Here is a 15,621-nt window from a genome sequence, read left to right as displayed (position 1 = left end):
CTTGATCTGGCGCAAGGTTTAACCGACAGATTAAATCAACAAACAAGAGCGGTGCCACACGCCCGCACCGCAGGAGAGCAAACATGGATTTCGAACCCACCGAGCGGCAGGTCTACTGGCGCAACCGCGTCCGCGATTTCATCGAGAGCAACGTTCGCCCGCGCCACAAGGACTACAAGGCCGAACAGGCCAGCGGCGGCCGCTGGAAGGTGCTGCAGGTGGTCGAGGAAGAGAAAGCCAAGGCCAAGGCCGCCGGCATCTGGAACCTGTTCATGCCGCCGCAGAACTCGGGCCATCACCATGTCGATGATACGTTCGAGTTCGAAGGCCCCGGCCTCACCAACCTCGAATACGCGCTCTGCGCCGAGGAAATGGGCCGCATCTCGTGGGCCAGCGAAGTGTTCAACTGCTCCGCGCCCGATACCGGCAACATGGAAGTATTCCACCGCTACGGCACGCGCGAGCAGAAGGAGCAGTGGCTGCGCCCGCTGATGAACGGCGAAATCCGCTCGGCCTTCCTGATGACCGAGCCGCTCGTCGCCTCGTCGGACGCGACCAACATCGAAACCCGCATGGTGCGCGAAGGCGATGAATACGTCATCAACGGCCGCAAGTGGTGGTCCTCGGGCCTCGGCGATCCGCGTTGCAAGATCGCCATCGTCATGGGCAAGACCGACACCAGCGCCAAGCGCCACGCGCAGCAGTCGCAGGTGCTCGTCCCGATGGACGCGCCGGGCGTCAACATCCTGCGCCACCTTCCCGTCTTCGGCTATGATGATGCGCCGCACGGCCACATGGAAGTCCTGCTCGAAAACGTCCGCGTCCCCGTCTCCAACGTCGTGCTCGGCGAAGGGCGCGGGTTCGAAATCGCGCAGGGGCGCCTCGGGCCGGGCCGCATCCACCACTGCATGCGCACCATCGGCGTTGCCGAAGAAGCACTCGGCAAGATGGCCAAGCGCCTCCAGTCGCGCGTCGCCTTCGGCAAGCGGATTTCCGAACAGTCCGTGTGGGAAGAGCGCATCGCCCGTGCCCGCATCGATATCGAGATGACCCGCCTGCTCTGCCTCAAGGCCGCAGACATGATGGACAAGGTCGGCAACAAGGCCGCCGCGCTCGAAATCGCGATGATCAAGGTGCAGGCCCCCAACATGGCGCTGCGCATCATCGACGATGCGATCCAGGCCCACGGCGGCGGCGGTGTCTCGGAAGACTTTGGCCTCGCCGAAGCCTACGCGCACCAGCGCACGCTGCGCCTGGCGGACGGTCCGGACGAAGTCCACGCCCGCGCCGTCGCCCGCATCGAATATGCACGCCACACCGATCTGCCGAGCGACCCGGGCTTCACCTCGGGCGACATGGCGATCTCACGCTGACAACCTACTCCCCTCCCGCAAGCGGGAGGGGCTGGGGGAGGGCATGTTCACGCCATCCCCAACACACCCTCCCCTAACCCCTCCCGCATGCGGGAGGGGGACTGTGCAAGGTAGACCCCATGAAAGCCGCCATCCTCGAACAAGCCGGCACCCCGCTCGTCATCGACCAGCTCACCGTGTCCAAGCCCGGCCCGCACGAAGTCCTGATCCGCACCGCCGCTTGCGGTCTGTGCCATTCGGACCTGCACTTCATCGATGGCGCCTATCCCCACCCGATGCCCTGCGTCGCGGGCCATGAAGCCGCCGGCATTGTCGAGGAAGTCGGCAGCGAAGTCCGCACGGTCAAGAAGGGCGATGCCGTCGTCACCTGCCTCTCGGCCTTCTGCGGCCACTGCGAATTCTGCGTCACCGGCCGCATGTCGCTCTGCCTCGGCGGTGATACCCGCCGCCGCCCCGGCGAGGCACCGCGCCTCACGCGCTCCAGCGATGGCAGCGTCGTCAACCAGATGCTCAATCTCTCGGCCTTCGCCGAAATGATGCTGATTCACGAACACGCCTGCGTCGCGATCAACCCCGAAATGCCGCTCGATCGCGCCGCCGTCATTGGCTGCGCCGTCACCACCGGCGCGGGCACGATCTTCAACGCCTGCAAGGTCACGCCGGGTGAAACCGTCGCCGTGATCGGCTGCGGCGGTGTCGGCCTTGCCACGATCAACGCCGCCAAGATCGCCGGCGCAGGCCGCATCATCGCCGCCGATCCCATGCCCGAAAAGCGCGAACTCGCGATCAAGCTTGGCGCGACAGACGTGATCGACGCGCTCGATCCCGATGCCGCCAAGCAGATCCAGGAAATGACCAAGGGCGGCGTCCACCACGCCATCGAAGCCGTCGGGCGACCCGCCTCGGGCGATCTCGCGGTCGCTGCGCTGCGCCGCGGCGGCACCGCCACGATCCTCGGCATGATGCCGCTCGGCCACAAGGTCGGCCTCTCCGCCATCGATCTGCTTTCGGGCAAGAAGCTCCAAGGCGCGATCATGGGCGGCAACCACTTCCCGGTCGATCTCCCGCGCCTCGTCGATTTCTACATGCGCGGCCTCTTGGACCTCGACAGCATCATTGCCGAACGCATCCCCTTGGAAGGCATCAACGAAGGGTTCGAAAAGATGAAGCAGGGCCACTCCGCCCGCTCGGTTATCGTGTTCGACTCATGACCGAGCCTGTCATCGACGCTCAGGCCGCCTTCACCGGCACCGTCTCCCCCGAAGGCGCGGACAAGCTGGACGAGGCAAAGCTCACCGCTTGGTTCGAAGCCAACGTGGCAGGCTTTCAGGGCCCACTCACCGTCTCGAAGTTCAAGGGCGGCCAGTCGAACCCCACCTACCGGATCGACGCGCCCTCGGGCCCCTACGTCCTCAGGCGCAAGCCGCTGGGCAAGCTGCTCCCCTCCGCCCACGCGGTGGACCGTGAATTCAAGGTCCAGTCCGCGCTCGGCCCCACCGGCTTCCCGGTCGCCCCGCAATATGGTCTGTGCACCGATGAATCGGTCGCGGGCGCAATGTTCTACGTGATGGGCTGCGTCGATGGCCGCACCATCTGGGACGGCGCGATGCCCGGCGCGAGCGCCGAAGACCGCCGCGCCACCTACTTCGCCATGGTCGATACCCTCGCCCAGCTCCACAGCGTGGACGTCGACTCTGTGGGCCTCACCGAATTCGGCAAGCCCGGCAACTACTTCGGCCGCCAGGTCGATCGCTGGACCAAGCAATACCGCCTCTCCGAAACCGAACGCATGGAGCCGATGGAGCGCCTCATCGAGTGGCTCCCGCGCACCCTGCCCGAACAGACCCGCGTGAGCGTCGTCCACGGTGACTACCGCATAGACAACATGATTTTCGCACATGGCGCGCCCAAGCCGCTCGCCGTGCTCGACTGGGAACTCTCGACACTCGGCGATCCGCTGGCCGATTTCACCTACTTCGCGATGGCATGGTCCACCGAAAACGGCGGCCGCTCCGGCGTCATGGACCTCGACCGCGCCGCACTCGGCATCCCCGAACTCGATGAAGTGATCGCGCGCTACTGCGAGAAGACAAACCGCGACGGCATCGCCGGCATGGATTGGTACCTCGCCTACAACTACTTCCGCCTCGCCGGCATCATCCAGGGCATCAAGAAGCGCTATCTCGACGGCACCGCCAGCAGCGCCCACGCTGCTGCGATGTCCGACCGGGTGGGCCCGCTGGCAGACATGGCGTGGAACTACGCGGTGAAGGCGGGCGCCTGACCCATCCCTCCCCGAGCTTGTTTCGGGGAGGTGGTAGCTCCGCCCATCCTGAGCCTGTCGAAGGAAGGGTGGACGGAGGGGCTGCAAGGCTTGCCCCTTAACCCGGGATATGCCATGATATCCCAAATCGAGGTGCAGCCATGACTCAAGTCATCGTCGGAAAATGGGGCAAGAGCCTTGCCGTGCGCGTTCCCAGCGACGTCGTTCAGGCCGCCGGTCTGACCGATGGCGAAGCGGTCGAGATCGAGGCTGTCGATGGCACCATTGTCATCCGCCGCGATGCCGCGCATGCCGAAGCCCGCCGCAAGGCCGAAGCGGCCAGGGCAGGCATCCTTGCCTTGTCGCAAGGTCTGACGCTTGGCGGTCTCTCCATTCGCTCCCTGATCGAAGAAGGGCGCCGCTGATTGCTGCTCGTGCTCGATGCCTCGATGGCAGCTGCGTGGCTCTTCGCTGACGAGCAGACTCCCGAAGTCCTTGCCGTGCTTGATGAAGTGACCGTGGGCGGCGCCCTTGTCCCTGCCCTCTGGCACCTCGAAATGGCCAGTGTGCTCCGGGCCGCCGAGCGGCGCGGACGCTGCACCGCTGCACTTGCGGACCAACTTCTCGCCAGCCTTGCCTGTCTGCCCATCGCGGTCGATCCCGAAACCGACCGACACGCATGGCACGCAACGCGCAGACTATCGCGCGACCAGGATCTTACGCCGTACGACGCGGCCTACCTGGAACTCGCACTTCGCCGCGGCCTCCCCTTGGCCACCCGCGATGCAGCTCTCATTGCCGCAGCACGGCGCAGCGGGGTTGCCCTGCTTGCGGCCTGAGCGTCTGTCGAGGGACACCGCTGACCATGGAGCAGGCTGGCATTTCACTGGCAGCCCCCCTAAGCCAAGAACAGCGGGCAAAAGTTCCGCGAAAGGATGAGGATGACCGAACTAGCCGGGCAAGCGCTTAAATCCGTCGCACCCAAGCCCCAGTCCCTGCGCCTCGTGCTCGCCGTCCTGCTGGTCGTCTACATCTTCAATTTCCTCGATCGCCAGATCGTCAACATCCTTGCCGAACCGATCCGCCGCGATCTTGGCCTGTCCGATACGCAGATCGGGCTGATGACGGGCATCGCGTTTGCCGCCTTCTACACTTTCCTCGGCATTCCCATCGCGCGCTATGCAGATCGCCCTGCGACCAACCGCGTCGGGCTGATCGCCGGGGCGCTGATCATCTGGTCGGGGATGACGGCGCTGTGCGGGCAGGCGCAAAACTTCGTGCAATTGCTGCTCGCCCGCATCGGCGTCGGCGTGGGCGAGGCCGGGTGTTCGCCCGCCGCGCATTCGCTGATTGCCGATCTCGCGCCGCCCGAAAAGCGCGCCTCGGCCCTGTCCATCTATGCGCTCGGCATCCCCATCGGCACCCTGCTCGGCATGCTGATCGGCGGCCAGCTGGCGGATGCCTATGGCTGGCGGGCGGCGTTCGTCGTGGTCGGCGTGCCCGGCATCGTGCTGGCCGGCGCGGTCGTCCTGCTGCTGCGCGATCCGCGCCGCGCGGGCGAAGCCCTGCGCGCGGCCAATGCCGCCCCGCCGCCCCGCACCTTGTCCAACCGCGAGGCGCTGACCGAAATTCTGGGCTCGCGCGCCTTCGTGCTGTTGCTCGCGGCTGGCTCGGCGGCTGCGTTCCTCAGCTATGGCAAGGCGACGTGGACGACGATCTTCTTTCAGCGCACCCACGGCCTCAGCCCGGGCGATACCGGGTTCTGGTTCGGCATCTGGGGCGGGGTCGCAGCCATTATCGGCACGCTCGCAGGTGGCTGGCTGGCGGACCGGTTCGGCAAGGTCAACCGCCGCCATGTGATGACCGCGCCTGCCATCGGCTTTGCCGTGGCGGTCCCGCTTTCCATCGCCGCCTATTGCATGACCGACTGGCGCTGGGCCCTCGCCTTGCTGATGCTCCCCACCGCGCTCAATTCGCTCTACTACGGCCCCTGCTTCTCCAGCGCGCAAGGACTGGTCAAGCCCGAAGCGCGGGCGATGGCGAGCGCGCTGCTGCTGTTCAGCCAGAACCTCATCGGGCTGGGCCTCGGCCCCCTCTTCTTCGGGATGCTGTCAGACGGGATCAAGCCCATGGCCGGGGAGGAAAGCGTGCGCTGGGTGCTCTATGGCGCGGCGGTGATCGGGTTCGTCCCGGCCTTTTTCTTCTGGCGCACGTCGCTGCGCCTCAACGAGGAGCTCGACCGCAAGGGGCCGTGAGAGCGCCAGACGCCCCCACGGCCCCTCCGTCACGCCCTTACTTGCCGAGCGGAATGCGGAAGCCGACCGAGACCAGCGACTGCCGGCTCTTCGCCTGCAGATCCGCCGGCACGAGGTCGAGCGGCAGCGTCGTCTTGCCGCCATCGCGGTAGTTGTACTGCCCGAACAGCTCGAACTTCGGCCCGATCTTGTAGGTCGCGCCCGCCATCAGCTGCCACGCGAAGTTGGTTTCCTTGCCCTGCCCGACATCGATGTTCGAGGGGCGATAGTCGAACTTCGTTTCCTGGATGCCCACACCGCCACCGACATAGGGCTGGAACGCGCTGCCAGTGTTGATGTCGTAGTAGGCATTGACGAAACCGGCGATGCCGCGCTGGCTGCCGATCCCGCTGTCCACCACCTGACCCACGGTCGAACCCACGGTCGGGCCGCGCGTCAGGATCGAGGCGTCGATGGCATCGATGTTGGTGCCGCCCACGGTCACGCCGCTGTGGCGCCGCACGTTGGCGCGCGTGAAGGCGAACTCGCCCTCGATGCGGAAGCCGTTGTCGAAGCGGTGGCCGACCTGTGCCGCGAAGTTGTAGCCCACGTCGAAGCTGGTCTTCCAGCCCAGCGGCGTGCCCGAAGGAATGGCGCCATAGACCGGCGCGGCAGTTGTGGCAGGCACATCGGAAGTGAATGTACCTTGGTTATTCGAGTTATGCGGAGCAGAAATACCTGCCGATACACCGACATAAGTCTGTGCATTTGCACTGTTAGCCATCGCTACAGCAACACAAGCCGAAGCAAGCAGCAAATAGTTATTCCTCATTACGCAACCCTTTCTCTTGGATACACGCTTACATTCCAGAAACACTTCGCAAATGTTGCGAGTCATAACTGTCTGTGTTCGCGATGGCCTGTCGATACGCCCGGCGCCTGTACTGAAAATGAACAGCGCGACGAGCCGAGTGCGGCATGCCCAAGCAGGCAGATTCGTCTGTTTTTCTTCCGCGCAAGTGTGGCGAAAATGCCCCAGCCGGCCACTCTTGCCGCGCGGGCGCAATCGGCTCTAGGAAGCAAGGCCATGGCCGAACCCGCCTCCATCACTGTTGCCGCGCTCTATCGTTTCGCCCGCTTCGCGGACCCGGTAGCGCTGCGCGCGCCGCTGCTCGAAGCCTGCGAGTCCGCCGGCATCAAGGGCACGCTGATCCTGGCCGGAGAGGGCATCAACGGCACCATCGCCGGCACCGCACAAGGCATCGCACGCGTGCTTGCGTCCATCCGCGCCCTGCCCGGCTGCGCTGACCTCGATGTGAAGCTTTCCACTGCCGAGGCGATGCCCTTCGGCCGCCTCAAGGTCCGCCTGAAGCGCGAGATCGTGACGATGGGCGAGCCCGACATCGATCCCCTCGCCGCGGTCGGCACCTATGTCGCCGCGCACGATTGGAACGCGCTAATTGCCGATCCCGAAACCATCGTGATCGACACGCGCAACGCCTATGAGGTCGCGGTCGGCACTTTCGCGGGCGCGATCAATCCAGAGACGCGCAGCTTTCGCGAGTTCCCCGCCTGGTTCCGCCGCGAACGGGACCGCCTTCTGGGTGCCGGAAAACAGCCAAAGGTCGCGATGTTCTGCACCGGCGGCATCCGCTGCGAAAAATCGACCGCCTTCCTCAAGGCCGAAGGCGTCGAGGAAGTCTACCACCTTCAGGGCGGCATCCTGCGCTATCTCGAAGACGTGCCCGCCGAGGAGAGCCTGTGGCAGGGCGAATGCTTCGTGTTCGACGAACGCGTCGCGCTCGGCCATGGGCTGACCGAGGGCGAACACACGCTCTGCAAAAGCTGCGGCTGCGCGGTTGCAGCAGGCGAGGACTGCGGCTGCAAAGACTGAATTCGCGCAGAGGCGCAGAGGCGCAAAGAGGAATGGGTTTCGCGCAGAGATCGCCGAGTCCGCAGAGACCTTGGAGTTCACGAAGAAGCCGCTTCTTGTCCTTCGGTAAGGAGAAGGCTTCAGGGCCTCCGGCCCGAATTCTCTCTATCTCTGCGATCTCTGCGATCTCTGCGCGAACCCCCTTCCCTTCTCTCTTCTCAGCGCCTCCGCGCCTCTGCGCGAACCAATTTACCCCACCACAAACGTCAACGCGCCGTCGCCCTCGTCGATCTTCACCGTGCTGCCATCGGGGATCTCTCCCCCCAGCAGTCGCTCGGCCAGCGGATCCTGCACATAGCGCTGCACCGCGCGCTTCAGCGGCCTTGCGCCATAGACCGGATCATAGCCCACCCGGCCCAGCCAGCGCTTCGCCGCATCGGTCAGGTCGATCACGATCTTGCGGTCCTTGAGTAGCTGCTGCACCCGCGCCACCTGCAGATCGACGATCGGCGCCATGTGTTCGTGGCCCAGCCTGTGGAACAGGATGATCTCGTCCAGCCGGTTCAGGAACTCGGGCCGGAAGTGCCCGCGCACCACGTCCATCACCTGCGGCTCGACCGTGCTTACGTCCTGCCCCTCTTCCAGATTGGCAAGGTACTGGCTGCCAAGGTTCGAGGTCAGCACGATCAGTGTGTTGGTGAAGTCCACCACGCGGCCCTGCCCGTCGGTCAGGCGGCCATCGTCGAGCACTTGCAGCAGCACGTTAAACACGTCCTGGTGCGCCTTCTCCACCTCATCGAACAGCACGACCTGATAGGGCCGCCGCCGCACCGCCTCGGTCAGCACGCCGCCTTCATCATAGCCGACATAACCCGGAGGCGCGCCGATCAGCCGGCTCACGGAATGCTTCTCCATGAATTCCGACATGTCGATGCGCACCATCGCGTTGTCGTCGTCGAACAGGAAGCCCGCGAGCGCCTTGGTCAGCTCGGTCTTGCCCACGCCCGTGGGGCCGAGGAACAGGAACGAGCCCAAGGGCCGGTTCGGGTCCTGCAAGCCCGCGCGCGCCCGGCGCACCGCCTTCGAAACCGCAACCACCGCATCGCGCTGGCCGATCACCCGCTTGCCGATGGTCTCTTCCATCTTGAGCAGCTTCTCGCGCTCGCCCTGCAGCATCCGCTCGACCGGCACGCCGGTCCAGCGGCTGACCACGCCGGCAATATCGTCCGCGGTCACTTCCTCGCGCAGCAGGGCGTTCTCGGCCATGCCCTGCGCTTCCGCCAATTGCTTCTCCAGCTCGGGAATCCGGCCATAGGCCAGCTCCCCCGCCTTGCCGAGGTCGCCCTGCCGCTGCGCCTGCTCCAGCTCAAGCCGCGCCGCATCGAGCGCTTCCTTGATCTTGCCCTCGGCCGCGATCTTGTCGCGCTCGTTCTGCCAGCGCGTCGTCAGCTCGCTCGATTGCTGCTCAAGGTTCGCCAGCTCCTCGCGCAGCGCCGCCAGCCGGTCCTTCGAGGCCGCATCGCTTTCCTTGGCGAGCGCCATTTCCTCGATCTTCAGCTGGATGATCCGCCGGTCGAGGTTCTCGATCTCCTCGGGCTTGCTCTCCACTTCCATGCGCAGCCGGCTCGCCGCCTCGTCCATGAGGTCGATGGCCTTGTCGGGCAGAAAGCGGTCCGCGATGTAGCGGTTGGAAAGCGTCGCCGCCGCCACAATGGCACCGTCGGTGATCCGCACGCCGTGGTGCAGTTCGTACTTCTCTTTCAGCCCGCGCAGGATCGAGATGGTGTCCTCCACGGTCGGCTCGCCCACGAACACCGGCTGGAACCGCCGCTGCAGCGCGGGGTCCTTCTCGACGTACTTCTGGTACTCGTCGAGCGTGGTCGCCCCGATGCAGTGCAGTTCGCCGCGCGCCAGCGCCGGCTTCAGCAGGTTGCCCGCATCCATCGCGCCTTCCGATTTGCCCGCGCCGATCAGCGTGTGCATCTCGTCGATGAACAGGATGATCTCGCCCTCGGCGCCCTTCACTTCGTCGAGCACGGCCTTCAGCCGTTCCTCGAACTCGCCGCGATACTTCGCGCCCGCAATCAGCGAACCCATGTCGAGCGACATCAGGCGCCGATGCTTCAGGCTGTCGGGCACGTCGCCATTGGCGATTCGGATGGCGAGGCCCTCCGCAATCGCGGTCTTGCCCACGCCCGGCTCGCCAATCAGCGCGGGGTTGTTCTTGGTCCGCCGCGCCAGGATCTGGATCGTGCGGCGGATTTCCTCGTCGCGCCCGATCACGGGGTCAAGCTTGCCCTCGCGCGCCGCTTCGGTGAGGTCGCGGGCATACTTCTTCATCGCCTCATAGGCGTTTTCCGCTCCGGCGCTGTCTGCCGTGCGGCCGCCGCGCAGCGCGGTGATCGCCGCCTCCAGCGCCTGCGCGGTCACGTTCGCGGTCTTGAGTGCCTGCCCCGCCGCCGTCGTGGTCGCCAGCGTCAGCGCCACGAGCATGCGCTCCACGGTCACATAGGCATCGCCGCTCTTCGCCGCGATCTGCTCCGCCGCATCGAGCACGCGCACGGCATCGTTATCCAGCCCGGGCGTCTGCTGCGCTCCGCCGCCGGAAACCGCCGGGATCTTGGCCAGCGCCTTGTCGGTCTCCGCGAGCGCGACAGACGCCGTGCCGCCAGCGCGCTGGATAAGCCCGGATGCCATGCCTTCGCTGTCTTCCAGCAAGGCCTTCAGCACATGTTCGGGGCCAATCCGCTGGTGGCTATTGCGGATGGCAACAGTTTGCGCCGCCTGCAGAAAGCCCTTGGCGCGATCGGTGAATTTCTCGAGGTTCATGGGGTAGACTTCCTCCTGATGCCCCGAAAGTAGTGTGTCATTTCAGCCACACAAGGACATGGATCAAAAATCCGTCCGTAGCTCTCCGGGTCCCCTTATGCCGGGTACCTCAGCGCCTTGGCTGAAGCAGCCGCCAGCAACTGCCTAGCGCCCACTAATTGCGCGCCTGTCGATGCACAAATGACGTTCGTCGGGCACCGCCTGTCCTACAGGCCAGCTTGCCGGTATGCTTGAACGCATGACGTTAGTCTGCATCGCACCGATCCGGTCCCTGATCGTTTTCATCGATCAAAAGCCCGTCAGTGATCGATTGCAATTATTCCTCAGGACAGTGTCAACTGTGTCAACTTGCCGCCCAGATGCCCGCCCATCGGGGCAAGTGGACGCCCGATTCGATTTTGCTTCTGTTCAGCCAAGCCATGCTCTGAAACAGAGCGACATCCCCTCCCCGCGCGGCCGCCGTCCGGCACGCCGCCCCAGCCGCAGGATCACCATGCCCCGTTCGCTGCACCGTTCGCTGATGGCCTCTTTGCTCGCGCTCCCTGTCCTCCTCGCCGCCGTGCCCGCACTCGCCGCCGATCCGGCTGCACCCCCGGTGCCTGCTGTTGCGATCAAGGCCGCGCCAGTCGCCGAACTCGTCAACTCGGTGAACATTCCCTACGAGCGCTTCACGCTCCCCAACGGCCTCACCGTCCTCGTCCACACCGATCGCAAGGCGCCCGTCGTGGCGCTGTCGGTGTGGTACAAGGTCGGCTCGAAGAACGAGCCGCGCGGCAAGACCGGCTTTGCCCACCTGTTCGAGCACCTGATGTTCAACGGCTCGGAAAACGCGCCGAACGACTTTTTCGGCCCGCTCAAGGAAATCGGCGCGACCGATGCCAATGGCACCACCTGGTTCGACCGCACCAACTACTACGAGACTGTGCCCAAGGCCGCGCTCGACCGCGCGCTGATGCTCGAAAGCGACCGGATGGGCCACCTGCTCGGCGCGGTGACGCAGGAGAAGCTCGATAACCAGCGCGGCGTCGTCCAGAACGAGAAGCGGCAGGGCGACAACGCCCCCTTCGGCCTGATCGAATACGAAGAGTACGAAACGCTCTACCCCGCCGGCAATCCTTATCACCACACCACCATCGGCTCGATGGCCGATCTCGACAGCGCCAGCCTCGATGATGTGAAGGGCTGGTTCCGCGATCACTACGGCCCCAACAATGCAGTGCTGGTGCTTGCGGGCGATCTCGATCTCGCCACCGCGAAGGCCAAGGTGGAAAAGTGGTTCGGCGCAATCCCTGCCGGTCCCGCCGTCCAGCCGGTCAGCGTGCCGGTGCCGACCCTGCCCGCGCCCATCGCGCGCACCGTGCAGGACCGTGTCGCCACCACCCGCGTCTACCGCATGTGGGCGGTCCCCGGGCTCGACAATCCGGACTATTTGCCGCTGCAGGTCGGCGGCCTGATCCTCGGCGGGCTGGCCAGCTCGCGGCTCGATGATGCGCTGGTGCGCGGTGCGCAGATCGCCGTATCGGCCTCCGCCCACGCCGATATCTTCGCGCAGGGTGGCCAGTTCGTGATGGAAGCCGATGTGAAACCGGGTGCGGACCCGGCCAAGGTCGGCGCGGCGCTCGATGCGCAGCTTACGCGTTTGATGACCGAGGGCCCCACGCCGGACGAGCTCGCCCGCGCTGCAACCACTTTTGCGGCGGGCGAGATTCGCTCGCTTGAATCGGTGGGCGGCGGCGGCAAGGCGGCGACGCTGGCCGAGGGGCTGATCTATTCCGGCGATCCGGCGCACTACCGCAAGGAACTGGAGGCAGCCGCGAAGCTCACCCCCGCCGCAGTACGCGATGCGCTGGCGAAGTGGATGAAGCGCCCGGTCTTCGCGCTCACTGTCGTCCCCGGCGAACGTACCAGTGGCGGCGAAGCGCGCGGCGGCGATGCCGCGCTGCCCCCGGCTGTCGCCGCTCCGGTTGCGCCTGTCGCCGTGGCGGCAACCACCGCCGATGCCGATCGCAGCAAGATCCCGCCCGCCGGCGACGTGCCCACGCTCGATTTCCCCGCCATCGAGCGCACCAGCCTCAAGAACGGCATGAAGGTCGTCTTCGCCCGCCGTAGCGCGGTGCCGATCGTGTCGGTGCGGGTCTCGTTCGATGCGGGCTATGCTGCCGATCCGCTTGGCGCGCGCGGCACCACTGCCTTGCTGCTGCGCCTGATGAATGAAGGCACCACCAGCCTCGATTCGTCCGCGCTCGCCCGCGCCAAGGAAACGCTGGGCGCCTCGATCAACGGCATGGGCATGCCGGATTCAACCGCGTTCGAGCTGAACGCGCTGGTCCCCAACCTCGCGCCCTCGCTCGATCTTCTTGCGGACTATGTGCGCCACCCGGCGCTCGATCCGGCGGAGCTTGAACGCGTGCGCGCCCAGCAACTGAGCACGATCCAGTCCGAGCGCACCGATCCCTATTCGCTCGCCAGCCGCGTGCTCTACCCCGCGATCTACGGTCCTGCGCATCCCTATGGCTATGCCCCGACCGGCACGGGCGAAGCAGACGTCGTCAAGAAGCTGACCCGGGCCGATCTCGCGGCCTTCCATGCCCGCTGGTTGCGGCCGGACCGCGCGACGATCTACGTCGTGGGTGATACCACGCTCGCCGATGTCGTGCCCTTGCTCGAGAAGAGCTTCGGCAACTGGGCTTCGAACCGCATGGCCCCGCCGGTCAAGGACTTCTCCGCCCCGATCCCCGCGCCCACCCCGCGCATCGTGCTGATCGACCGCCCCGGCTCGCCGCAGTCGATGATCCTCGGCGGCGAGGTGATCGCCGCCAAGGGCACCGACGATACCGTAACCCTGCGCACTGCCAACGATGTGCTCGGCGGCGATTTCCTCAGCCGCATGAACACCAACCTGCGCGAGACCAAGGGCTGGTCCTACGGCGTCGCCAGCCTGATCAACGACCGGGCCGACCGGCTGCTGTTCATGCTATATGCCCCGGTCCAGACCGACCAGACCGGCCCCTCGATCACCGAACTGCGCGGGGAGATGACGCGCTATCTCGGCGCGAAGGGCACCACGCCGGAAGAAACCGCGCTGGCCACGCAAGGCAGCGCGCGCGAACTTCCCGGCGCGTTCGAAACCTCGGGCGCGGTGCTGGATGGCGTTGCCAAGATCGAGACCTACAAGCGCCCGGACGATTACTTCGCCACGCTCCCCGCCCGCTACCGCGCGATGACTCCCGCAGACCTTGACGCTGCGGCGAGGAAGACCATCGATCCCAGCCGCCTTGTCTGGGTCGTCGTCGGCGATGCGGCCAAGGTCAAGCCGCAGCTCGATGGGCTGGGCCTGCCGGTGGAAGTGGTGAAGGGAGAGTGAGGGGCTAGCCCCTCACCGCCTTATTTCTTGATCCTGGCCCGGCTCACCAGCGTCGGGCTTTCGATCTCCTGCCCGGTGCGCAGATCGACCGGCGTGTCACGGTGATAGCCGAGCACGCCGGGCACCGGGGAGAGACGCGAAATGAAGATGCCGTAGTAGTTGTTGAGCTTGCCGCTGGCATGAAACTCGGCCTGAACCGAAGGCCAGTCCTTCAGGCTGGCGGGCACGCCGAACCGAGGCTCGGACGGGGGCAATGGCAGGCGCGGCTCCTTGCCGGCCGCCACGCGCTTGTCGTTGGCTTCCTTGAGCGCAAGCCGCGCAACGTCCATGTCCTCGCCGCTGTGGGGCGCCGATTGGAGCCAGTTGCCGGTATCGGTGACGACCCCGGCCTTCACCTCGAACTGCACCGTACCCATGCACATGCAGGTGCCGCCAGCCGGCAAGCCCGCACCGCCAATGACGTTGCCGTACCAGCGATAGGTGCCGGGCTTCACCGCCTGCAGATAAGTCACCGTCTCGCCCTTGGTGTAGACGAACTGCGGACCGAACGCGGCCACATCGCGCAGCTCGGGCGGATCGACCTGTATGGTTTCCAGCGTGGGTTGGACAGGCTCTGCCGGCGGCTTGGAGTGGTCTGCCTTGGCGTTGTTTGCCAAGACCTGCCAGTTCGCATGTTCGGTCTTGTAGGCGCGCAGTGCCTTGTCGAGGGCCTTCTGCCGGTCCTTCTCCCAGGTAGCGAACGTGGAATCGTCCGGCACACGCAGGAACATGCCGAACTGCCGGGCCGGCCCGCTGACAAGGATATAGCCCTTGGCAGGATCAAGCGTGGTCTTGCCCGAGACGACATTCTTTTCCTCGACCGGCTCGGCGCGCAGGGCGCCTCCGGCCAGGCAGGTTGCTGCGAGCGCAGCGGCGATCAGGGTGCGGATGATCTTCACAGCCCCAGCTCCCTCGTGGTCGGCGCGGGTCCGGAAGCGACCAGCGCCTGCAGCGCCAGCGCATCATTGCGGACGCCTTCCTTCTTGCGGCCCATGCCTTCCTCGAAATTGAATTCGGTCCACAAGTCGCGGCTCAGGCCATAGCGCTTGTAATCCTTGAAATACATGCAGTTGCGCACGTTCTGGCGCCGCTGCGCGCGCCGGGCGGAGGAGCCGAAAATGGCATCCATCATCGCCCCGGCAATCGCCCCGCCGACCCCCGCAGCAAGCACGCTCGAATTGGCAAGCGCGGCTGCGGTCGCGGTGGAGGAGTTGAAGTAGATGCTGCTCCCGCTCGCCAGCGCATCGCATTCGTGGATGTCGACATAGGCTTCGGCAAACGAAGTGTTGGCGCGGTGGAAATAGAAGTACTTGTCGAAGTCCTGTTCGATCTCCGGCGTCGCGGTGAAATCGAGCTTGGGCATCGCCAGTCCTTCGGGCGAGGGGATCGTTGCCTCCGCAGCGGCGGGCGCTGCCGCCGCCTCAGCAGCCGGAGCGGGGGCCGATACTGGCGCCAATACTGGCGTCGGTACGGCTTCCTGCGCGGCAGCCTGCTGCGCCATGGCAGGCACAGACGCGATAGCGACGGCCAGCACGGCCGTCAGAACATGATTTCGAAGCAAGCATCCCCCCTCTTGATGGCGGGAATAGCAGCACATCGCCTCCGGGATTGGAAGCCCGATTCGGCTTCTGCCGGGGAAATCGCCG

At 65.6% G+C, this 15,621-nt stretch carries 12 protein-coding genes; 8 read left to right on the top strand and 4 right to left on the bottom strand.

The genetic code is table 11. From position 1 onward, the window contains the following. Positions 1-83: 83 nt before the first annotated feature. From ACODS2_RS03500 to ACODS2_RS03475, 6 genes are all read left to right on the top strand, one after another. A complete protein-coding gene (locus ACODS2_RS03500) occupies positions 84-1,373 on the top strand; it encodes an acyl-CoA dehydrogenase family protein (RefSeq protein ID WP_488997577.1) in 1,290 nt (429 codons plus the stop codon). Between the two features lie 119 nt (positions 1,374-1,492). Beyond that, positions 1,493-2,584 carry a Zn-dependent alcohol dehydrogenase gene (locus ACODS2_RS03495; protein ID WP_488997576.1) on the top strand — a complete coding sequence of 364 codons (1,092 nt, stop codon included), beginning with the start codon at positions 1,493-1,495 and terminating at the stop codon, positions 2,582-2,584. Beyond that, positions 2,581-3,657, top strand: a complete 1,077-nt coding sequence (locus tag ACODS2_RS03490) for a phosphotransferase family protein (protein WP_488997575.1) — start codon at positions 2,581-2,583, stop codon at positions 3,655-3,657. Before ACODS2_RS03495 ends, ACODS2_RS03490 begins: the two co-directional genes overlap by 4 nt. A gap of 140 nt (positions 3,658-3,797) precedes the next feature. Continuing rightward, entirely contained in the window at positions 3,798-4,061 is a 264-nt protein-coding gene (locus ACODS2_RS03485; RefSeq protein ID WP_488997574.1) for an AbrB/MazE/SpoVT family DNA-binding domain-containing protein, read from the top strand. A gap of 9 nt (positions 4,062-4,070) precedes the next feature. Next, positions 4,071-4,475, top strand: a complete 405-nt coding sequence (locus ACODS2_RS03480) for a type II toxin-antitoxin system VapC family toxin (RefSeq protein WP_488997908.1) — start codon at positions 4,071-4,073, stop codon at positions 4,473-4,475. Between the two features lie 102 nt (positions 4,476-4,577). Further along, positions 4,578-5,891, top strand: coding sequence for a spinster family MFS transporter (locus ACODS2_RS03475; protein ID WP_488997573.1), 1,314 nt, complete (start codon positions 4,578-4,580; stop codon positions 5,889-5,891). A gap of 37 nt (positions 5,892-5,928) precedes the next feature. On the opposite strand, the gene ACODS2_RS03470 is transcribed toward ACODS2_RS03475, so the two are convergent. Continuing rightward, positions 5,929-6,702, bottom strand: a complete 774-nt coding sequence (locus ACODS2_RS03470) for an outer membrane protein (protein ID WP_488997572.1) — start codon at positions 6,700-6,702, stop codon at positions 5,929-5,931. Between the two features lie 255 nt (positions 6,703-6,957). On the opposite strand from ACODS2_RS03470, the gene trhO reads away from it, so the two are divergent. After that, positions 6,958-7,764 (top strand): oxygen-dependent tRNA uridine(34) hydroxylase TrhO, encoded by an 807-nt coding sequence (trhO, locus tag ACODS2_RS03465; RefSeq protein ID WP_488997571.1) that lies wholly within the window; start codon positions 6,958-6,960, stop codon positions 7,762-7,764. Positions 7,765-7,992: 228 nt separating this feature from the next. On the opposite strand, the gene clpB is transcribed toward trhO, so the two are convergent. Then, positions 7,993-10,572, bottom strand: a complete 2,580-nt coding sequence (gene clpB / locus ACODS2_RS03460; protein ID WP_488997570.1) for an ATP-dependent chaperone ClpB — start codon at positions 10,570-10,572, stop codon at positions 7,993-7,995. A 493-nt stretch (positions 10,573-11,065) separates the two neighbouring features. On the opposite strand from clpB, the gene ACODS2_RS03455 reads away from it, so the two are divergent. After that, entirely contained in the window at positions 11,066-13,936 is a 2,871-nt protein-coding gene (locus tag ACODS2_RS03455; protein WP_488997569.1) for a M16 family metallopeptidase, read from the top strand. A gap of 20 nt (positions 13,937-13,956) precedes the next feature. Here the strand turns inward: ACODS2_RS03455 and ACODS2_RS03450 are convergent, their stop codons facing one another. Continuing rightward, positions 13,957-14,874 carry a hypothetical protein gene (locus tag ACODS2_RS03450; protein ID WP_488997568.1) on the bottom strand — a complete coding sequence of 306 codons (918 nt, stop codon included), beginning with the start codon at positions 14,872-14,874 and terminating at the stop codon, positions 13,957-13,959. Beyond that, positions 14,871-15,536 (bottom strand): hypothetical protein, encoded by a 666-nt coding sequence (locus ACODS2_RS03445; RefSeq protein WP_488997567.1) that lies wholly within the window; start codon positions 15,534-15,536, stop codon positions 14,871-14,873. The genes ACODS2_RS03450 and ACODS2_RS03445 overlap by 4 nt, the downstream gene beginning before the upstream one ends. Positions 15,537-15,621: the final 85 nt, after the last annotated feature.

Source organism: Novosphingobium sp. FG137 (assembly GCF_057809735.1).
This window is presented reverse-complemented; position numbering and strand designations above follow the sequence as displayed.